The following is a 20,416-nucleotide window of genomic DNA, read 5'->3' on the forward strand; positions in this document are numbered from 1 at the left end:
GCTAGCAACTAAAGCGGTCAGCGTCCAGCAGCGAGGGAAGGCGGTGCCTCAGAGCGCGCGCGCACGCGGCGGTTCGATCATGGTGAAATCGTCGACGCCGAGGCAATGTGTCACCATTTCGCCATCTTCCGAGATCGGAAAGCGGGCGAATTCGAAGACATGATCCTTGCGCCCCTGCCATTCGATCAGCGACAGGCCGAAATTGGGCACTTTGTCGTAGTGAATGCGGCGATAGGTATCCATCGTGTCGATGATGTCCTGCGGCGGCCAGATCGTGATCTCGTCGACCCATTTCCCGCGCATTTCGGCGCCGTAGAAACGCACCACCTCGCTACCGGCCAGGCGGTATTGGACGCGGAACGGCGCTGGCTGGAAAATGGTGAGGGACAGATAGGGCAGTACCTTGCCGAGCTGCAGCGGATCGATGTCGGCCCGCGTCGGATAGGTGCGGCCGAAGCATTTCTGCTGCCAGTAATCCTGGACGATGCCGATCAGTTCCGAGCGGCCGGTGGGAGCGGGGAGGTAGAGGACCTCGCCATCCCAGGTGGTCGGATCGTCGAGTTTGGGGTCGCTCATACTGGAATTTGGGCCACGCGGGTCGTCAGAAGGGTCTCGCGACCGACCCTAAAGTCTTTGGAATCATAAGACAATAGACCTAAATCTCCGGCTGTGCCTGGGGTCATGGCATGATCGCCCGGGCGATGGCGAGGATGGCGATCAGCATCAGGAAGCCGAGCGCCACCCGCTGATAGGTGGCGGCCTTGGTCCGGTTGAAGAGGCGGTCGCCGATGAGATTGCCGACCGCCATGACCGGGATCATGAGCAGCGCCAGCACCACGGTTTTGGGATCAACGAGACCCATCACCGATTGGGTGACGATGCTCCAGGCCGAGATGAAGAAGAAATAGACCAGCAGCGAGGCGCGGCCGATCGCGACACCTTCCGGCGAGGCGAGGAAGAAGAGAATGACCGGTGGCCCGCCCATCGCCGTTGCCCCGTTGAGGATGCCGGAGGCAAGGCCGATGCCGATTTGGGCGCCGGTCGGGGGGCGCTGTTTGAAGCGGTAGCCACGCCACAACGCCAGGACCGCGAGCAGCAGCACGAGGCCGATCAGCGCCCGCATGATGTTGGCCGGGAGATAGGTAAGGGCCACCGTGCCGAAGGGTGCCCCCAAGGTGGCGCCGACGAGAAGCCGGCCGATCGCATGCCAATTGGCGGTGCGCCACGCCCGGCGGAGCTGTTCGGCACCGGCCACCATCGCGACGATGGGAATGGCGGGAATGACGGCGGCGGGCTCGACGAAGAGGGTGATTACCGGCACGGCGGCCAGCGCGAAGCCGAAGCCGGTAAAGCCACGCAAGAGCCCGGCCATGAACACGGTTGCGAAGACGAGGATGGTCGGACCGGTGCCGAGATGTGGGGCAAGATCGCGCAGGTAATCGGGCATGGAGCTGGTGCGCGTCAGCCCTGGTCGGCGGGTTCGATCATATGCCGCTTCATCAGCGGCATCTGGCTGAGAGTAAAGAGGATGGTGAGGCCGAATATGCCGAACACCTTGAAGTCGATCCAGAGATCCTCTGAGACGTTGCGCCAGACGATCTCGTTCAAGACGGCCATGAAGGTGAAGAAGAGGGCGAACCGCAGGGTGAGTTGCCGCCAGCCTGTATCGGTCAGCTTGAGCGCGTCGCTCATGACATATTGCAGGGTCGGGCGCTTGAACAGCAGGCCGCCGAAGAGGATGAGTGCGAAGATTCCTTGAACGATGGTGGGCTTCATCTTGATGAAGGTCTTGTCCTGGAGCCACAGGGTCAGGCCGCCGAAGATGACGACCACCACGGCCGTGATCAGCGGCATCAAGGCAACGCGCCGCGTGGCGGCATAGCCGATGCCGAGAGCCAGGACCGTTGCGATGATCAGGGCCAATGTGGCGCTCATCAGCCCGGCCATCTTGTAGGCAACAAAGAAGACGATCAGTGGACCGAAATCCACAATAAATTTCAGTGGTTTATTGGCGGCGTGATCACTCATGGGCAGGGCTCGGGCGCTATTGTTTTGGTGCGTCGCGGCATGGTATGCGAGGGCGATCCATCTGCCTAGCCCCGGGCAATATTCACCCCGGGCAATCGCAGCCAGCCGAGCGAGCGCATGAGCCAAAAGACCCACGCCGAGATCTTCCAGCGCAACCGGAAATGGGCGGAACGCCAAGTTGCCGCCGATCCCGACTATTTCAACCGCCTGGCCGAGCAGCAGGCGCCGAGATATTTCTGGATCGGCTGTTCCGATGCGCGTGTGCCGGCGAACCAGATTCTCGACCTGCCGCCGGGCGAGATCTTCGTTCACCGCAACATTGCCAACCTCGTCTACCACATCGACACCAATTGCCTCTCTGTTCTGGAGTTCGCAGTCAACGTGCTGAAGGTCGAGCACATCATCGTCTGCGGCCATTACGGCTGCGGCGGCGTGCGCGCGGCGATGGGCAATACGGAACTGGGCCTCATCGACAATTGGCTGAGGCAGATCAAGGACATCTACGCCGCCAATGCGGACCTTCTTGAAACCGAGAAGAACATCGAAAAGCGGCTCAACATGCTGTGCGAGATGAACGTGCGGCAGCAGGTGCGCAACATCTGCCACACGACGATTGTGCAGAATGCATGGAAATCCGGCCAGCCTTTGAGCGTGCATGGCTGGGCCTATTCGGTCCGCGACGGTCGCCTGCGCGATCTCGATTTCTGGGCCGACGGCGTCCATGACCTCGATCCCATCTATCAGATGCTCTCGTTCGAAGAGACGCCGAGCTTCTGACGATCAGTTCGGATTTGCCGGGCAGGGAAAGCGACTGGCGATGGCATTGCTGATGACGTCCGAACCTGGCAAGTCCAATTGCTCGGGATGAGACTGCATCCACTCGACGGCCATCACCGTGACCTGCTCGTAATCGATCATGTCGGCAAAACGCGGGTCGATTGTGGTGCGATCGGTCTTGAAGAATGCGACATCATAGACGCATCGACCGTCCTTCTGGCCACTTGGCACAAGGTTGGTCCAAATCTCGGCAATACAAGTTGCTGAATAGGTGCCGTCCTCGTACCTATTGGCATCGCAGGTTGCGAGAATCTCGCGCGCCGTAGGAGGTCTGGAACTCAAATAGTCGAGTCCCATCCAGGTACCTTCGAGCGCAACACCCATGAGTGCGAAAGCACAAGCATACCGCCAGCTCTTCGCCAGTGCAGCCATCAGGGCGAATAGTAGCAGGAAGAAGCTAAAGACATTCATCGGTGCGACCGCGTGCATCAAGGACGGCGCATGCTATCCGAGGTTGCAGCGAAGTAGAAGTGGCTCAATCGTGTGGCGTCTGGTTTCCCTGCAGCAGGGCCGAGGTGTAGTGGTTGCCGTCGCGGGTGACCCAGATGAGAGTCCAGCCGTCGCGGAGGATGTCGTAGCAGGCCTGCGGTGCCTCGCCCCAGATCGAGCAATATTGCGTCGCGTTGGTACTCCAGCGGCCGGTCTGTAACTCGGCACCCTTGGTCTTGTAGGTGGTCCAGCCATCGGCGCCGAAATAGCTCCAATATTCGGTGCCGGCCCACTCGCCGTGAACGGTATTGCCTTTGAATAGGTCGTAGATCTCCTTGCCGCTCATTCGCGCCGGTTCGGCGGCGGCGGGCAGGCAGAGGCAGGCGAGCAGGGCAATGCTATTCAGGCAGAACCGGATTCTCCGGGACCATGTCTTTCTTGCGGGCATGATGCACCTCGCGCTGGGCGATGTAGAGGTTGGCGGCGATGATGATGGCGGCGCCGCCGAGCGTCTGGATAGTCGGAATCTCGTTCCAGATCGACCAGCCGAAGAAGGCGGCCCAGATCAGGGCCGTGTATTCGATCGGCGCCAGCATCGATGCCTCGCCGCTGCGGAAGGCCCTGATCATGCAGAGTTGCGCCAAGGCGGCACTGCTGCCCTGGAGCAGGAGGATCGCCCAATCGGTGCCGGTGGGCCAGCTCCAATCCATCGCCGCCAAGGGGCAGACGATGACGAGCGTCGCGGTCGAGGTGTGGAAGAGGATGTTGTGCGAACTGTCCTTGCCGGAAATGCGGCGGAGCGTGATGAGAGTGAGTGCGTAGAAGAAGGCCGAGACTAGCACCAGGATGGCGCCGATATTGAGGTGGCTGAAGAAATCACCATCAGGTCGCGGGGCGGCGACAAGGGCGATGATCACGCCGACGAAACCGACGCCGACGGCGGCCCAGCGGCGGGCACCAACCTTCTCGCCGATCAAGGGACCTGACAGGGCCGTGACGAACAAGGGTGCCGCGAAGGCGATGGCGATGGCATCGGCGAGCGGCAGGTCGCGCAGGCCCTCGAAGAAGGTATAGCCGGTCAGCATGATCAGCACGCTGCGCATGGCATGAAAGCGGAAGAACGAAGTCTTCACGCGGAAGGGGTTGCCGGTGGCGCGCCAGGTGAGGCCGATGGCGACGATAAGGGCCGGCACGCGACCGACGGCGAGGATCTGCCAGGTGCTGTAGCCGCTGGTGAGCCATTTGACGCTGGCATCGGCGACACCGAAGAGCAGGACGCCCATTGCCATGAAGAACATGGCGCCGGCGGGCGACAACTTCGCGCCCGCGGCACTCATGCAGCGGCGCCCCGCTTCACCGCCTCGCGATGCGCGATATAGAGGCTGGCGCCGATGATGATGGCGGCACCGACGAGTACCTGGATCGTCGGCAGATCGCCCCAGAAGAGGTAGCCGAAGAGCCCCGCCCAAACGAGGGCGGTATATTCGAAGGGTGCCAGCAGCGACGCCTCGCCGACGCGGAAGGCGCGCACCATGCACATCTGCCCCAGGGTGCTGCAGCTGCCCTGGACGAGGAACAATCCCCAGTCGAAGGCATTCACTGGCCATTTCCATTCGTGGATGGCCGGTCCCAGCACGATAAGGAGGCTGAACAAGGTCGCATAGAAGATGATGTTGTGTCCCTGTTCACGCCCGGCGAGCGGCCGCAGCCACAATTGGCCGATGGCATAGGTGATGGCGGCGATGAGGGCGAGGAGGGCGCCCCAACTGACGCCATGACGGCCTGGCTCTAAGGCAACGACGACGCCAACGAAGCCGATCACGACCGCGCTCCAGCGCCGCCAGCCCACTTTCTCACCCAGGATCGGTCCTGACATCGCAGTGATGAAGAGAGGAGCGGCAAAGGCGATAGCAATGGCGTCCGCGAGTTCCAGGTAACGCAGACATTCGAAGAAGGTCCAGGTCGTCGCCACCACGAAGAGCGAGCGGACCATATGCGTCACCAGGAACGAGGTACGCAGGACATGGACGCCGCGATGCTGATAGAGGATCATGGTCAGCACGACGGTCAGCGTGATCATGCGCGACGTGGCGCTGATCTGCCAGGTGCCGTACCCTTCCGTCAATTTCTTGGTGACGGCATCCAGTACGGAGAACCAGAACACGCCCAACGCCATCAGGAACATGGCGCGATAGAGAGCTTTGGTGGTGGGCGCGGTCATGAAAGGGGGGGGCACGCGATGGTTGCTGGCGAGAATAACTATCCAATTGGATAGCACGCCATTTCCCGGGCGAGGCCATCTATAAACGCGGAGCCCTCATGCGAGCGGCATCTTCGCGTTTGCAGCAAAAGAAAAGGCCGCCCCGAAGAGCGGCCCGTTCTGATGTCGTCGTCCCCGGGCGAAGACCCGGGGATCCACTGGCGCAGTTGATAGACTGGATGCCCGGGTCAAGCCCGGGCATGACGGAAGCTAGGTTAGTGCGCGCGGACGGCGAACTTGAAATCGCGGCCGACCAGCCAGAACCATTGCCACAGATAGTCCGAGAAGCTCTTCAACACATAGATGTCGAAGGTCGGGTTGGTGTCGATCTGGTCCAGCAGGATGTTGGCCTTGGTGAGGCCGGTCTGGGCGCATTGGCCGGGCTGGAACACACGGGGGTGCAGATCGAGGCTGCAGCCGCGGGCCAGAACATCGCGCGCCGATGGGCCCGAGATGGTGATCACCGTCCGGCTTTCCGAGACGTCGATGACGGCAGCGTGCTGGCCGTTGAAGGCCTGGCGGAGATCATCCACCAGCTTCGCCGGTTCGGCATTGGTGCTGACGACCCACCATTCGGTCGGGCCCAGCCACAGGATGCGGAAGTCGCCGGCACGGGCGGTCGTGTTGGGCGTCACCGGCAGGTCGACACCGGTCACCGACTTCACGGCGGATTTGAAGGCATCGCCGCCATCGCCACGGATGTTGACGATGGTGCGGTGCGCGGACTCACCGATCAGGAGATCGGCGCCGGCGGAATCGCCACGGGCGGCAGCGGCGGTGAGGCCAAAATGCTGCAGCGCGCTGCGGCGGGTGTAGGTATCAGCCATTGGCTTTTTCTCCCTCTTCAAGGAAGACAGGTTTCGTGATCTTGGCTGCGACGACCTTGCCTTCGTAGGGCATGTAGACCGTCTGGCCCATGCGGTTGCGACCGTTCTTGATGACCGCCATCGCGATCGAACGGCCCGCATTCGGGCTCCAATAGCTCGACGTGACGTGGCCGATCATGGTCATCGGCGGCTTGTCCTTGACGTGCTCGACCACCTGGGCGCCCTCGGGCAGCACTTCCTTCGGGTTCTCGGTGAGGAGACCGACGAGGTGCTTGCGGTCGGGCCGCTTGGTGTCGGAACGCAAATGCGAGCGGCGACCGATGAAGTCGGGCTTCGCCTTGCCGATGATCCATTCGAAGCCGAGATCCTGCGGCGTCATGGTGCCGTCGGTTTCCTGGCCGACGATCACGAAGCCCTTCTCGGCACGGAGCACGTGCATCGCCTCGGTACCGTACGGGGTGATGTTGAACTCCTCGCCGGCATCCATCAGCGCGCGCCAGACCTGCAGGGCATAGCTCGGCGGCACGTTGAGTTCGAACGACAAGGCGCCGGTGAAGCTGATGCGGAAGATGCGGGTCTTGACGCCGGCCACCTTGCAATCGCGCCAGGTCATGAAGGGGAAGGCTTCTTCGGAAATGTCGATGCCTTCGACGACCTTCTCCAGCACCTTGCGGGCGTTGGGGCCGTTAAGCGCGATGACCGCCCATTGCTCGGTGACGGACGTGAAGTAGACCTGTCTGTCCGGCCATTCGCACTGATGCCATTCCTCGAGCCAGCTAAGCACGCGTGGCGCACCGCCGGTCGTGGTGGTCATGTGGAAATGGTTTTCCGAGATGCGGCTGGTGACGCCGTCGTCGAAGACCATGCCGTCTTCGCCGCACATGAAGCCGTAGCGGCACTTGCCGGGTTCCAGCTTGGTCCAGGCGTTGGTGTAGACCATGTTGAGGAACCAGGCCGCATCCGGACCTTGGATGTCGATCTTGCCCAGCGTCGAGGCGTCGAAGATGCCGACAGAATCGCGCGTGGCTTTCACCTCGCGGTTGACCGCGTCATGCATCGTTTCGCCGGCCTTGGGATAGTACCAGGCGCGGTGCCACTGGCCGACGCATTCGAAGGGCGCGCCATGATCGGCATGCCATTGATGCAGCGGCGTCTTGCGGATCGGATCGAGGAAATCGCCCTTGTCCGGACCCGCGAACACGCCGAACGTGACCGGTGTATAGGGCGGACGGAAGGTGGTGGTGCCGACATCCGGGACGTTCATCCCGCGCAGGCCCGCCATGATGGCGAGGGCGTTGACGTTGCTGGTCTTGCCCTGATCGGTCGCCATGCCCATCGTGGTATAGCGCTTCAGATGCTCGACCGAGAGATAGCCTTCGCGGTGCGCGAGCTTCACATCGGCGGCGGTGACGTCGTTCTGGTAATCGACGAAATGCTTGCCGCCCTGGCCGACCGGGACGGTCGAGGGGACGATCCAGACCGAACGGAGCGGCTGGCCTTCCGGCTCGGCATCGGCGCTGGGTGCTTGGCCGGCCGAATTGCTGAAGCCGAAACGGGCAGCGGCTTCGGCACCGGCCTGATGGCCTTCCTTCAAGCCCGCATCGAGGCCGAAGAGGCCGCGCGCGGCGCCGACCGAGCGGTTGTTCTGGCCCGGCATGATCGGACCCGGGATGAAGGCCTGGATGGCGTCGTCCCACACCACCTTGGCGCGGGTCTGCGAATGAAGATGCACGGTCGGCTGCCAGCCGCCCGAGCTCAACACCGTGTCGACATAGAGGTGACGGGCGGAACCGACGACACCGGTTGCATCGGCATTGAGGGTCTGCACCTCGACCTCGCGCACCTGCTTGGTGCCCTTGACCTTGGTGATTGCCGAATTGTCGATGATTTCGATGCCCTTGGCGCGCGCCGCCTGCGGCAACGCACCGGTCGGGTTGGCGCGGAGATCGACGACCGCCGCGACCGAGACGCCGGCGGCAACGAGATCGATCGCCGTCTGATAGGCCGTGTCGTTGTTCGTCATGATGACGATTCGCTGGCCCGGCGTCGCGCCATAGCGGTTGACATAGGTGCGTGCCGCCGAGGCCAGCATGCAACCTGGGCGGTCATTGTCGCTGTAGACGAGCGGGCGCTCGATGGCCCCGGTCGCCAGGATCACTTCCTTGGCGCGGATGCGCCACAGGCGCTGCCGCGGGCCCTTGGCCGACGGACCGACATGGTCGGTGATGCGCTCGACGAGGCTCAACATGTTGGCGTCGAGATAGGCGAAGGCCGTCGTACGGGTGAGCAGGCTGACTTCGGCCATCGCCGACAATTCAGCTTTCGCCGCCGCAACCCACTCGGCCGCCGGCTTGCCGTCGATCGTGCGATCGCGTTCGGAAAGCAGCGAGCCGCCCAGTTCCGATTGCTCGTCCACCAGCACCACGCGCGCACCAGTACGGCCGGCAGCAAGTGCTGCAGCAAGCCCGGTCGGGCCGGCGCCGACGACGAGCACGTCGCAATGGCCATAGACCTTGTCATAGCGGTCGGGGTCGGTCTCGGTCGGACCGGTGCCGAGACCGGCCGCTTGGCGGATGAACTTTTCATAGAACATCCAGCCGTCTTTCGGCCATTTGAAGGTCTTGTAGTAGAAACCCGACGGGATGAAGCGGCTGATCGTCGAGTTCACCGCGCCGATATCGAAATCGAGGCTCGGCCAGCGGTTCTGGCTGGTGGTGACGAGGCCGTCATAGAGCTCGACCTGCGGGGCGCGGGTGTTCGGTTCGCGATAGGCACCTGTGCCGATTTCGACCAGCGCGTTCGGTTCTTCGGGACCGGCGGTCACGATGCCGCGCGGGCGGTGATACTTGAAGCTGCGGCCGACCAGGGTCACGCCGTTGGCGAGGAGGGCGGAGGCGAGGGTATCGCCCTGGTAGCCGTAGAAGGTCTTGCCGTCGAAGCTGAAGCGCACGGGCTTCGAGCGATCGATGCGGCCGCCGGTGGCGACGCGGTTCTTCTGGGCGCTCATGTTACTTCTGCTCCAGCTTCGGGGCCGGTTCGCCCATCTTGTAGACCTTGATGATTTCGTGCGTCACCGTATGGCGCGCGACGTTGAACCACTGGCGGCAGCCGCGGCTGTGCACCCAGCGCTCGAAGTGAACGCCCTTGGGGTTCTTGCGCATGAACAGATAGTCGGCCCATTCGGCGTCGGACATGGCTTGCTGCTGTTCCAGCGTCGGGCGCGCGATGTGCGCCTCGTGGCCGTAAGCGAACTCATGCTCGTCGCGGGGACCGCAATAGGGGCAGGAGATGAGAAGCATCTGATTATCTCTTCTTCCGGATTAGTGCGCGACGCCGGCAGCGCCGTGCTCGTCGATGAGGTAGCCGGTCGTGAATCGCTCCAGCGCGAACGGCACCGCCAGCGGGTGCGGTTCACCCCGGGCGATCGTGTGCGCAAAGACGTTGCCGGAACCCGGCGTCGCCTTGAAGCCGCCGGTACCCCAGCCGCAATTGATGAACAGATTTTCGATGGGTGTCTTGCCGATGATGGGCGAGGCGTCAGGGCAGGTGTCGACGATGCCACCCCATTGACGCAGCATGCGCAGACGACCGAAACAGGGGAAGAGGTCGGTCAGCGCGTTGAGCTGGTTCTCGATGATGAAGGGCGAGCCGACCTGCGCATAAGACGTGTAGGCGTCGATACCGGCGCCCAGCACCAGTTCGCCCTTGTCCGACTGGCTCACATAAACGTGGACCTGCGGCGACATGACGACGGTGTTGAGGATCGGCTTGATTGGTTCGGAGACGAGGGCCTGCAGCGGATGGCTTTCCAGCGGGAGGCGGAAGCCCGCCATGCCGGCGAGCACGCCGGAGTGGCCGGCCACGACGATGCCGACCTTCTTGGCGCCAATGAAGCCACGGGTCGTTTCGATGCCCTTCACGACGCCACCGACGATCTTGAAGCCGGTGACTTCGGTGTTTTGCAGGATGTCGATGCCGCGCTCGTCAGCCTTGCGGGCGAAGCCCCAGGCGACGGCGTCATGGCGGGCGACGCCACCGCGCCGCTGCAAGCTTGCGCCCATGATCGGATAACGCGCGTTCGGCGAGCAATCGAGGATGGGGACCATCTCCTTGATCTGCTCGGGCGTCAGGATTTCGCTGTCAATGCCGTTGAGCTGAATCGCATAGACGCGGCGGCGCAGGGCCTGCATGTCATGCTGCGTATGCGCGAGGTTCATCAGACCGCGCTGGCTGAACATGACGTTGTAGTCGAGGTCCTGGCTTAATCCCTCGAACAGCTTGAGCGAATGCTCGTAGAGATGCGCCGATTCGTCCCACAGATAGTTGGAGCGCACGATCGTCGTGTTGCGGCCGGTATTGCCGCCGCCGAGCCAACCTTTTTCCACCACCGCGACATTGGTGATGCCGTGCTCCTTGGCGAGGTAATAGGCGGTCGCCAGACCGTGGCCGCCGCCGCCGATGACGATGACGTCGTACTCGGCCTTGGGCGCCGGGCTGCGCCAGGCCTCCTGCCAACCCTGGTGGTAGCTAAGGGCGTTCCGGACCAGGCTGAAAATTGAATAGCGTTGCTTCATAGCGATCCCGATTTGGGGGTTTCCCCGACAAGCTGTGGCGCAATTTGCGGGCGATGCGTCTTCTACGGTGGCGGATCATGCCAAGGCAATGGGGGCGAATCCCCCGACCGCGCGCCATCTAATGTCGCGATAACGCCGTGGGTCAAGCTGCCACATTGCATGCGCAATTGAGATTTTCGCCAAAAAGACCATGTGGTTAACAAGGATGCAGCTAATATTCGCGCGCAATTCCAAGAAATTGGAACAATGGCGGAAAAGAGCGGATTCCTGACCGATGGGATTAAATATTGTCGCGTCAGCGCCATTTTGCCTGTGGACGACATGTCGGAAATGAGATATTTCCCTCGCCTCGATTTTCGCTGAACTCACTCAATGAGGGATACGCCGTGTTCGGTGACTTGCCAGTGAAGCTGCCCCAGGAGATCGCGTTCTTCCTGGTGCCCAATTTCTCGATGATTGCATTCACCTCGGCAGTCGAGCCGCTGCGCCTCGCCAACCGCGTGGCCGGCAAGGAGCTCTATCGCTGGCATCTCTTCTCGTCGGACGGCAAGGCGGTTTCCGCCTCGAACGGCATTCCGCTTGCTCCCGAGGGGGCGGTCGAGCAGATCCTCAATTTCGAAACCATCATCCTGTGCAGCGGCGTTGATGGGCACCTCTACGAGGACAAGAACGTCTTTGCAAACCTGCGCCGGGCCGACCGCCAAGGCGCCGATATCGGTGCCCTCTGCACGGGCGCGCATATCCTCGCCAAGGCGAACATGCTCAACGGCTACCGCTGCACCATCCATTGGGAGAATCTTGCAAGCTTTGCCGAGAACTTCCCCGAGATCGAAACGACGTCCGAGCTCTTCGAGATCGATCGCAACCGCTTCACCTGTTCCGGCGGCACGGCAGCGCTCGATATGATGCTGAACCTCATTTCGCAGCAGCACGGGCATGAGCTGGCAGCGGCCGTTTCCGAACAGTTCATTCACGAGCGTATTCGCGACCGCCACGATCATCAACGCATGGCGCTGACCGCGCGCCTCGGCGTGCGCCATCCAAAGCTCATCCAGGTCATCCAGCAGATGGAAGCCAATCTCGAGGAGCCGCTCGACCGGGCTGAGCTCGCCGATGCAGCCGGCCTCTCCAGCCGTCAGATGGAACGGCTTTTTGCGAAGTATCTGCATCGCTCGCCGGCGCGTTACTATGTCGAGCTGCGCCTGCATCGCGCGCGCCTGCTGTTGCTGCAGACCAACATGTCGGTCATCGACGTGGCGCTGGCCTGCGGCTTCGTCTCGGCGTCGCACTTCTCGAAATGCTACCGGGATTTCTTCGGCAAGACACCGCGTCGCGAGCGCGCCACGCCAAACGCCACGCCACGCATTCAGGTGGGCAACGTCGCCGCCTGATCCAGAGTCTTTAAGCCAGAGCGGCGAGGGCCGGCGCAACGATCCGCTTGCCGGGACTAGCGGGCGGTGCGACGCTGTGGCGCCAGAACCGTTGAAGCAATTCGGTATTCAGGGAACATATCCGCATCAAGTTTATGGACTTGAGGCGATATAGGCACACAGAACTTAATCAGAAACCAGATAGTCAGGTCGGATCAGCAGTCGCGAGCCTCGGTCCGCGGCAGTGCGGGTTCTTCGATCTGCTCGGCATCGACGGTCGGGATGGTCAGCGATCCAGCGAGATAGTCGCTGAAATCGTAGATGTCGACCCCAGCGCTGGCCAAGTTCTCTTCCGGCACGATCTCCACGGGGCGCGAGGCATCATTGATCTCGGTCGGCAGCTCGATAGCGGTTCCGTTGGGAGCTTGCGGTTCGTCGGCGAAGGCAAAGCCAGCACTGACCAGGAAGCAAATCGCGATCATGACCAACGTGGCGATGCTCATAATGCGGAACATGATGAAAGACCCCTTGCTGCCATCTTCGTCGCGCCGACCAATGGCGCCGTTCGATGTTGCAAAGGGTATTTCAGCCGCGGCTGGAAGTCTGTGATCCGGGCCACAGTCCGACAAGAGTATAACTAACTGAAATTATTCAGTTATATGCCGGTTTGTGACCTTTCGCACACAGCTTGGTCAGGCCGGTCGCGCACGACCGAAAGGGGCGCGGGCGAAGATTCGCTGCACCATCGGCTCGAACACGTCCATCGGTGCCGTGTCGTAAGTGGGATCGAAGCTGTTCTGGTCGTAGTTTTGGCAGAACAGGGCCGTTTTTTCGAACATCGGGTGACCGCGATAGCGTTCGCGTTCGAACCGGTCGAGGCCGATATGGTGGAAGAAGTAATAGCCTTGGAAGATGCCGTGATGCTTCACGAGCCAGTAATTGTCGTCCGAGACATAGGGCCGCAGGATTGAAGCGGCCAGCTCCGAATGGTTTTCCGGCGCCAACAGATCGCCAATATCGTGGACCAGGGCGCAGACGATCATCTCCTCGTCCTGGCCGTCCCGCATGGCCCGCGTCGCCGATTGCAGCGAATGCTGATACCGGTCGATCTTGTAGCCCATCTTGTCGCCTTCGAGCTTCTGCAAGTTGGCGATGACGGTGTCGGCCAAGCCGTGGTTGAGCTTCTGGTAGATCTGATCGAGGAGTTGGTACTCTTCGAAGGTTCCGTCTTCCATGCGAATGAAGTTGACGGTTTCTGTGTCCATGGCGGCGCGTCCTCGACATCATTTTGCCAAAATCGTGTGCAGTGTAGGGGCTGTCACCCCATCGGTCCAGGATTGCCAATGATTGCCGCGCTGAAAGATGCTCTCGCCGTTCACGGCATGGCGCTGCGCGGGGGGTTCATACCCGTGGCGAGTGACGGCGTGCCGTCGCTTGGTGACGGTGCGCCGACAAAGGCGGTGGTGCTGGTCGGCAATATCGGTGGTGCCATGTGGCCGGCCTTTGCGGCCTCGGATGCCAGATCGCGCCATGCTGCGAATCCATTGGATCAATGGACGCGGGACGTCGTCGATCCGATTGCGGCGTCTTTTGGTGCCGCAGTGGTCTATCCATTCGCCGGTCCACCTTATTTTCCCTTTCAACGATGGGCGGCTCGCGCCGAGCCTTTGGCTGTCTCACCGCTGAAGATCTTCATCCATCCGGTCTACGGTTTGTGGCACGCCTTCAGGGCGGCACTGTTGTTTCGAGAAGAGCTCGCATTTGCCGCGCCATCCGACGAGGCGAGCCCCTGCACGACATGCCAGTCTCAGCCGTGCCTTCACACCTGTCCCGTGGACGCATTCGGCCCCACCGGGCTGGATGACGGGCGCTGCGCCGCCCATGTCGCTGGACCCGATGGGATTGAATGCCGGGAGCGCGGGTGTCTGGCGCGAAGGGCCTGTCCCGTCGGCCAATCCTTTGCCTATGGACCGGCGCAGATGAAGTTCCACATGGAAGCCTTCCTGGCGCCCCGCCGCCAGAATCCGACCGTCGCAAAGCCATGAACCGAATGGCTGCCCACGCGACGGACCATCACTCGACACGACAGAAATTGATTAGAATTATGAAACACCTAGCTCGTTTTAAAGCTTTTGGCGCGCTCGCGGCGGCGGCCTTCATCATGCTGGGCGGGGCGCTTCTCGCCAGCTTCCTGGCCAGTGGGCATTTCGGCGGATAATCGCTCTCATCCGCATCGGCGGATTTCGGGGAAAATGACCCCGATTGCAAGGGCTTGTGACAAGTTGGCGTGGCTCGGCTGCGCCCTGCCATGAGGCTTGTCCAGGCGGGAGTCGTTGGGGTATCTACTAATTCTCCAAAAATTGCTCCAACAAGCTGGAGGGCGGGTTTTGCGCTCACTCATTATTTCGCTGGCAACTTTTATTGCCGGCCTCGCTGTCGTTATGGGCCTGTCCTTCGGGCAAGCGCACGCGGCTGACGTGACACTCTTGGCAGTCGAGAGCGCGGGTGGTCCGCAGGTGAAGGGTGATATCGCCTGGAACGTGATCAAGGTGAACAAGGAAACCGGCAAGCCGGAAGCAAAGCCGACCTTTTCCGGTAACGGTGCCAAGCTCGTGGCGAAGCTGGAGCCCGGCCAATATTTGGTGACGGCGAAGCTCGGCAAGACTGAAGCGAGCCAGGCAATTATCGTCGGGAAGTCCGCAACCACGCGCTCGCTTATTCTTTCAGATGCCACGGCGACGACGGCTTCGAAGAAACCGGAAGCTGGACCGCCGGCTCAGTTGTCGATCAACATGAAGCTGAGCAAGGGCAAGAGCCCGGTCAAGGAACCGGTGCTGTGGGAGGTTTTTAAGTATCAGAAGGGCGCCACCGAAGAAGGTGAGAAGGTGGCCGAGCAGAAGGCCGCCGTCGGTGAATTTTCACTACCCGGTGGCAGCTATGTCGTGCGCTCCCACTTCAAGGGGACCAAGGCCGATCTCGTGATTCCGATCCAAGCCGGCCAGTCGCTGAAATACACGCTCAACCTCTATGCCGGTTATGTGAAGCTCTCGGCCATGAAGCCGAACAAGCAGAAGTCCACGGCAGAAGCCCTCACATGGCAGATTCTGCGCCAGCGCCCGAACGCCCCCGGCGTCTACGAACTGGTGACAAGCAGCGAAAAGCCAGATCCCACCGTGATGCTGCGCGAAGGCCGCTATCTGGCCGTGGCTCGCCTCGGCAACAAATTGTGGGGCAGCGAACCGCTGGTCATCACGGCGGGGGAGACTGCCAGCAAGAAAGTGCGCCTCAAGGAAGGGGTGGGGGCTCCTGAAGTCGCCGCCGCGAACTGACAGGTTCAAATCTTGGATTGACTGCGAACGGCGCCTTCGGGCGCCGTTTTGCATTGCGGCATGAGAATACCGGGGCAGATGATAAGCCGGAATGCGGCCTATGAGACTTTCAGGTGCCCGTATCAGGATCGGCTTTGCTAATTTGGCGATGGATTTAACACCTGAAGGGACCAGTCGATCATGTCACGGGAAGCAGCGCGCGAGGCGCGCGGTCGCCGCAACACCAGGCAGGCGAAAGGGCTGAAGCAGCTCCCCTGGCGCAACCATCGCAACAATTACGACCCGGTCCGGGTCCTCAGCGATGACCAGATCGAAGCGATTCATCGGACCTCGCTGCGCATTCTCTCTGAACTGGGCATCGAATTCCTGGAAGAGAACGCCCTGCGCATTCTCAAGGAGAATGGCGCCGAGGTGAAGGCCGGCTCCAATCTGGTGCGCTTCGATCCGGACTTGATCATGGAAAAGATCAAGACTGTTCCGAAGACCTTCACGCTTCACGCACGCAATCCGGCGCATAATCTGACCTTCGGCGCCAATCACATCAATTTCGGTTCGGTCGCGTCGGCACCCAACGTGTCCGATCTCGACAAGGGGCGTCGTCCCGGCAATTTCGAGGATTACTGCAATCTCGTGCGCCTCGCGCAATCCCTCAATGCCGTGCAGTTCCTCGGCGGCTACCCGGTCGAGCCGGCGGATCTCCCGCCCAGCACGCGTCATCTCGATGCGCTCTATATGGCGGCGACGCTCACGGACAAGGTCTGGCATCCGTACTCGCTCGGCAATGAACGGATCGAGGACGCGATCGAATTGATGGCGCTGGCGCGCGGCATCACGAAGGAGCAGCTCGCCAAGGAGCCGAGCGTTTTCTCGATCATCAACAGCAATTCGCCGCTGCGTCTGGATACACCGATGCTGCAGGGCCTGCAGGCAATGGCCAAGGCCGGCCAACCGATCGTACTGACGCCTTTCACGCTGTCGGGCGCGATGGCGCCAGCGACGATCGCCGGCGCGCTCGCCCAGGCCAATGCCGAGGCGCTGGCGGGACTGGCCTTCACGCAGATGGTCAACCCGGGCGTGCCTTGCGTCTATGGTGGCTTCACGTCGAATGTCGACATGAAGACCGGTGCGCCAGCGTTCGGTACGCCGGAATATACGCGGGCGGCGATGGCTGGCGGTCAGCTTGCGCGAAAGTACGGTTTTCCCTATCGCTCGTCGAATGCCTGCGCCGCGAATGCGGTCGATGCCCAGGCCGCTTATGAATCGGAAATGTCTCTGTGGGGTGCAGTGATGGGCCATGCCAATCTCATTCTGCACGGTGCGGGCTGGATGGAAGGCGGGTTGGTGGCGTCGTTCGAAAAAATGGTTATCGACGCCGAGATGATCCAGGGCATGGCGGAATTCCTGCAGCCGCTCGACGTGTCGGAGGATGCTCTCGGCTTTGAAGCGATGCGGGAAGTCGGGCCGGGCGGCCACTTCTTTGGCGCGGCGCATACACTGGCCCGCTATGAGACGGCGTTCTATTCACCGCTGGTTTCCGACTGGCGCAATTTCGAAACGTGGCGGATTGCAGGGGCACAGGATACGGCGCAGCGCGCCAATGCGTTGTGGAAGCAGGTGCTGACCGATTTTGAGCAACCGCCGATCGACCCGGCGATCGACGACGCCATGAAGGACTTTGTGGCCCGCCGGAAAGCAGAAGGCGGCGTGACGCAGATTTGAAATAAGTGAATGCCGAAAAGTAACAGTCAGAAAGAAGCTTTCGTTTTCAACGAGAAACGAAAGTATTCTCTCCTATAGGACTAAAAACGAAAGTATTTTCGAAGATCGATACACTATATTGTAAGAAATTGACATAGTTTTTATGGAAATTTGTGCAGTCGCAGCATATCTGCATCGCATGTGAGCAAACGCTCAGGACCAGTGTGCGGAGCGACTTATGTTAGCAAGCATGTTTCGTAGTGACGATGCGTCCATTCTGGCTGCGCTGAACTTATCGCATGCCATGATCGAGTTCGATCTTGACGGCACTATTCTCGATGCCAACGAGAACTTCCTGAAGACGATGGGCTATACCTTGGCCGAAATTGTCGGCAAGCATCACAGCCTCTTCGTTGAAGACAGGGAGCGCCAGTCACCTGGGTATAAGACCTTCTGGAAGGAACTCGGCGCCGGGACCTTCCAGGCGCGGCGCTTCAAGCGTATGGCCAAGGGTGGTCGCGAGGTCTGGATTGAAGCCAGCTATAACCCGGTTATCGGCAGGTCCGGGCGACCGTACAAAATCGTCAAGGTCGCGACGGACATCACGGATCAGGTGAAAGAAGAAGCGACGCTTGATGGACAGGTCGCGGCGATCAACCGATCGCAGGCCGTCATCCACTTCGAACTCGACGGGACGATCACGAACGCCAACAAGAACTTCCTCGATCTGCTCGGGTACTCGCTTGAGGAAATCAAGGGCAAGCATCATAGCATGTTTGTCGACGCTGCCGAACGCGGCAGCGCAGGGTATCGTCAGTTTTGGGAGCGGCTCCGCGCTGGTCAGTTTCAGGCTGGGCAGTACAAGCGCATCGGCAAGAACGGCAAGGAATGCTGGATCGAAGCGAGCTATAACCCGGTCCTCGATGCCAGCGGAAATCCGATCAGTGTCGTGAAATTCGCAACCGACCTGTCCAAGCGCAAAAAAGAGAACGCGGCGCTCGCCAGCGAGTTTGAGGCGAACGTCAAAGATCTGGTCCGGCAGGTCGCTCTTTCGGCGCAAAGCATGAAGTCGACGGCGAAATCGCTTTCTACCTCAGCGGCGCAGACCAGCGAGCAATCGTCCATTGCGTCTGCCGCGTCCGAGGAATTGTCGGCCTCGGTGCAAGAGATTGCGCGCCAATTGGACGATGCCAATCAGATCATTTCCGGCGCCGTCGAGGTGGCCAAGGATTCAGAGGGCATGGTTGGCGGGTTGGTCGGCGCTGCGGACCGGATTGGTGCGGTCAGTCATTTGATTACCGAAATCGCCGGGCAGACGAACCTTCTGGCATTGAACGCGACGATTGAGGCTGCTCGGGCAGGCAATGCCGGCAAGGGCTTTGCCGTTGTGGCGAGCGAAGTCAAAAACCTGGCAACGCAGACAGGAAAGGCAACGGAGGAAATCACCGATCAAGTGACGGGAATTCAAGGCTCCAGTCAGAAGACGGCCATGTCCATCCGGGAAATCGCTGACGTCATTGCCAATGTCAGCCGAATCAGTGCCTCGATCGCCAGCGCTGTGTCGCAGCAGTCCGCCGCAACCCGCGAGGTTTCCTCAAATATCGTCGGCGTTGCGAAGGCGGCGGACGATACGGGACAGGCATCCGTCACGGTCCTTGATGTGTCGAACGACCTGGCACGCCAAGCGGAAGAATTGGAAAAGAGAGTCGATAATTTCCTTTCCACCGTGCGTCGCATGTAAAATTGCACACACCCGGCATTCTGCTTTCCAGAGCCCCCGGCCGTACGCCGGGGGCTTTTCGTTTGATTTGGCCGCCCGATTGATCAGGTGGCCTGGGCAGAATTGTGCAATCTTCCGGCAGGAACAGGTATTCAGCGGCACCCCTGCCTGTGATCCAATTCAGACCTTCGTTCCCCCAATGGTGTTGAAGGTTTAGCCATGTCGCTTGATCATTATGTGACTCTCGGCCGTTCCGGCCTGCGCGTTTCTCCGTTCTGCCTCGGCACCATGACCTTTGGCGAGGATTGGGGGTGGGGATCGTCGGTCGAGGAATCGACGCGGATCCTGGACGCCTATCTGGATCGAGGCGGCAATTTTATCGACACGGCCAATGCCTATACCAAGGGGCATTCCGAAAAGATCATCGGGGATCATCTCGGTCGTCATAGCGCGAAGCGGGCGAGAACGGTCATCGCCACCAAATTCTTCAGCAATATGTATCTCGGCGACCCCAACGGCGGCGGTGCCAGTCGAAAGAGCATTGTCGCGGCCTGCGAAAACTCCCTGCGTCGACTGCAGACGGATTACATCGATCTCTATTGGATGCATGCGTGGGACGTCCTGACGCCCATCGAGGAGACGATGCGGGCGCTCGATGATCTCGTCGGCAGCGGCAAGGTCCGCTATATCGGCTTTTCGGATACACCGGCCTGGAAATGCGCCGAGGCGCAGACGATCGCACGCTTCCGTGGATGGGCGCCGTTGATCGCGCTCCAGATCGAATATTCCCTGCTTGAGCGCACGGTGGAGGGCGATCTGATGCCGATGGCGCGGGAGTTCGACCTTGGGGTCACGCCCTGGTCGCCGCTGAAGGGCGGGGCGCTCAGTGGCAAATATCGGCGCGGCGTCAATGCAGAGCCGGGTCGCGGAACGCGGGTGACGGCCGCGTTGACCGACAAGACCTATGATATTGTCGACGCTCTCGCCGAGATCGCCGACGGCTTGCGGGTCACTGTCTCGCAAGTGGCGCTTGCCTGGGTGCTAGCCCGCCCCGGCGTCGCGTCGCCAATTCTCGGTGCGCGAACGCTGGCGCAACTTGACGACAACCTGGGGGCGCTCGACATCAAGCTGACATCTGAGATGGTTCAGAAACTGGATGCACTGAGTACGCCGACGCTCAACTTCCCAGCGCGATTCCTGGAATATATGGGGCAAGTGTCGCAAGGTGGCACCACCGTGAACGGCATGCCTTCGGATCCCTGGCCGCTCTTGCCAGCGACGGATGCGGAGAGGTACTGACGCGTTGCCTCGTATTTCCCTAATAAAGTGAGGGGAATACGCGAT

The 20,416-nt window shown here is 61.0% G+C and carries 20 protein-coding genes; 7 read left to right on the forward strand and 13 right to left on the reverse strand.

Features of this window, described 5'->3' with window-relative positions:
* Window positions 1-48: 48 nt before the first annotated feature.
* The 3 genes from ACE3PP_RS10400 to ACE3PP_RS10410 form a co-directional block, all read right to left on the reverse strand.
* Window positions 49-576 carry a PAS domain-containing protein gene (locus ACE3PP_RS10400; RefSeq protein WP_374381573.1) on the reverse strand — a complete coding sequence of 176 codons (528 nt, stop codon included), beginning with the start codon at window positions 574-576 and terminating at the stop codon, window positions 49-51.
* Window positions 577-679: 103 nt separating this feature from the next.
* Window positions 680-1,447, reverse strand: a complete 768-nt coding sequence (locus ACE3PP_RS10405; protein WP_374381576.1) for a sulfite exporter TauE/SafE family protein — start codon at window positions 1,445-1,447, stop codon at window positions 680-682.
* Between the two features lie 14 nt (window positions 1,448-1,461).
* Entirely contained in the window at window positions 1,462-2,028 is a 567-nt protein-coding gene (locus tag ACE3PP_RS10410) for a septation protein A (protein ID WP_374381579.1), read from the reverse strand.
* Between the two features lie 117 nt (window positions 2,029-2,145).
* On the opposite strand from ACE3PP_RS10410, the gene can reads away from it, so the two are divergent.
* Window positions 2,146-2,805 carry a carbonate dehydratase gene (gene can / locus ACE3PP_RS10415; protein ID WP_374381581.1) on the forward strand — a complete coding sequence of 220 codons (660 nt, stop codon included), beginning with the start codon at window positions 2,146-2,148 and terminating at the stop codon, window positions 2,803-2,805.
* 3 nt (window positions 2,806-2,808) lie between these two features.
* Here can and ACE3PP_RS10420 read toward each other — a convergent pair whose 3' ends face one another.
* From ACE3PP_RS10420 to ACE3PP_RS10455, 8 genes are all read right to left on the reverse strand, one after another.
* A complete protein-coding gene (locus ACE3PP_RS10420) occupies window positions 2,809-3,297 on the reverse strand; it encodes a hypothetical protein (RefSeq protein ID WP_374381584.1) in 489 nt (162 codons plus the stop codon).
* A gap of 43 nt (window positions 3,298-3,340) precedes the next feature.
* A complete protein-coding gene (locus tag ACE3PP_RS10425; RefSeq protein WP_374381587.1) occupies window positions 3,341-3,640 on the reverse strand; it encodes a hypothetical protein in 300 nt (99 codons plus the stop codon).
* Window positions 3,641-3,692: 52 nt separating this feature from the next.
* Complete coding sequence (locus tag ACE3PP_RS10430; RefSeq protein ID WP_374381589.1) at window positions 3,693-4,631, reverse strand: DMT family transporter; 939 nt, start codon at window positions 4,629-4,631, stop codon at window positions 3,693-3,695.
* Window positions 4,628-5,515 carry a DMT family transporter gene (locus tag ACE3PP_RS10435; protein WP_374381592.1) on the reverse strand — a complete coding sequence of 296 codons (888 nt, stop codon included), beginning with the start codon at window positions 5,513-5,515 and terminating at the stop codon, window positions 4,628-4,630. The genes ACE3PP_RS10430 and ACE3PP_RS10435 overlap by 4 nt, the downstream gene beginning before the upstream one ends.
* A gap of 254 nt (window positions 5,516-5,769) precedes the next feature.
* Window positions 5,770-6,381, reverse strand: a complete 612-nt coding sequence (locus ACE3PP_RS10440) for a sarcosine oxidase subunit gamma (RefSeq protein ID WP_374381595.1) — start codon at window positions 6,379-6,381, stop codon at window positions 5,770-5,772.
* The gene (locus ACE3PP_RS10445) at window positions 6,374-9,388 is read right to left on the reverse strand and encodes a sarcosine oxidase subunit alpha (RefSeq protein WP_374381598.1); all 3,015 of its coding nucleotides are present in this window, start codon (window positions 9,386-9,388) and stop codon (window positions 6,374-6,376) included. The genes ACE3PP_RS10440 and ACE3PP_RS10445 overlap by 8 nt, the downstream gene beginning before the upstream one ends.
* Before the next feature lies 1 nt (window position 9,389).
* A complete protein-coding gene (locus tag ACE3PP_RS10450; RefSeq protein ID WP_374381601.1) occupies window positions 9,390-9,680 on the reverse strand; it encodes a sarcosine oxidase subunit delta in 291 nt (96 codons plus the stop codon).
* Between the two features lie 21 nt (window positions 9,681-9,701).
* Entirely contained in the window at window positions 9,702-10,955 is a 1,254-nt protein-coding gene (locus tag ACE3PP_RS10455) for a sarcosine oxidase subunit beta family protein (protein WP_374381604.1), read from the reverse strand.
* A 386-nt stretch (window positions 10,956-11,341) separates the two neighbouring features.
* On the opposite strand from ACE3PP_RS10455, the gene ACE3PP_RS10460 reads away from it, so the two are divergent.
* Entirely contained in the window at window positions 11,342-12,346 is a 1,005-nt protein-coding gene (locus ACE3PP_RS10460; protein WP_374381606.1) for a GlxA family transcriptional regulator, read from the forward strand.
* Between the two features lie 194 nt (window positions 12,347-12,540).
* Here the strand turns inward: ACE3PP_RS10460 and ACE3PP_RS10465 are convergent, their stop codons facing one another.
* Window positions 12,541-12,840, reverse strand: coding sequence for a hypothetical protein (locus tag ACE3PP_RS10465; protein WP_374381609.1), 300 nt, complete (start codon window positions 12,838-12,840; stop codon window positions 12,541-12,543).
* Between the two features lie 177 nt (window positions 12,841-13,017).
* Window positions 13,018-13,590, reverse strand: coding sequence for an HD domain-containing protein (locus tag ACE3PP_RS10470; RefSeq protein WP_374381611.1), 573 nt, complete (start codon window positions 13,588-13,590; stop codon window positions 13,018-13,020).
* A gap of 78 nt (window positions 13,591-13,668) precedes the next feature.
* Here ACE3PP_RS10470 and ACE3PP_RS10475 point away from each other — a divergent pair, with 78 nt between their 5' ends.
* From ACE3PP_RS10475 to ACE3PP_RS10495, 5 genes are all read left to right on the forward strand, one after another.
* Window positions 13,669-14,370, forward strand: a complete 702-nt coding sequence (locus ACE3PP_RS10475) for a ferredoxin (protein ID WP_374381614.1) — start codon at window positions 13,669-13,671, stop codon at window positions 14,368-14,370.
* A gap of 342 nt (window positions 14,371-14,712) precedes the next feature.
* Window positions 14,713-15,654, forward strand: coding sequence for a hypothetical protein (locus ACE3PP_RS10480; protein ID WP_374381617.1), 942 nt, complete (start codon window positions 14,713-14,715; stop codon window positions 15,652-15,654).
* A gap of 180 nt (window positions 15,655-15,834) precedes the next feature.
* Complete coding sequence (locus tag ACE3PP_RS10485) at window positions 15,835-17,373, forward strand: trimethylamine methyltransferase family protein (RefSeq protein WP_374381619.1); 1,539 nt, start codon at window positions 15,835-15,837, stop codon at window positions 17,371-17,373.
* A 229-nt stretch (window positions 17,374-17,602) separates the two neighbouring features.
* A complete protein-coding gene (locus ACE3PP_RS10490; RefSeq protein ID WP_374381621.1) occupies window positions 17,603-19,093 on the forward strand; it encodes a PAS domain S-box protein in 1,491 nt (496 codons plus the stop codon).
* A gap of 198 nt (window positions 19,094-19,291) precedes the next feature.
* On the forward strand, window positions 19,292-20,371 hold the full coding sequence (locus ACE3PP_RS10495) for an aldo/keto reductase (RefSeq protein ID WP_374381624.1): 1,080 nt from the start codon (window positions 19,292-19,294) through the stop codon (window positions 20,369-20,371).
* The last annotated feature ends 45 nt before the right edge of the window (window positions 20,372-20,416 follow it).

It is taken from the genome of Dongia sp., from assembly GCF_041910485.1.
GTDB lineage: Bacteria > Pseudomonadota > Alphaproteobacteria > Dongiales > Dongiaceae > Dongia.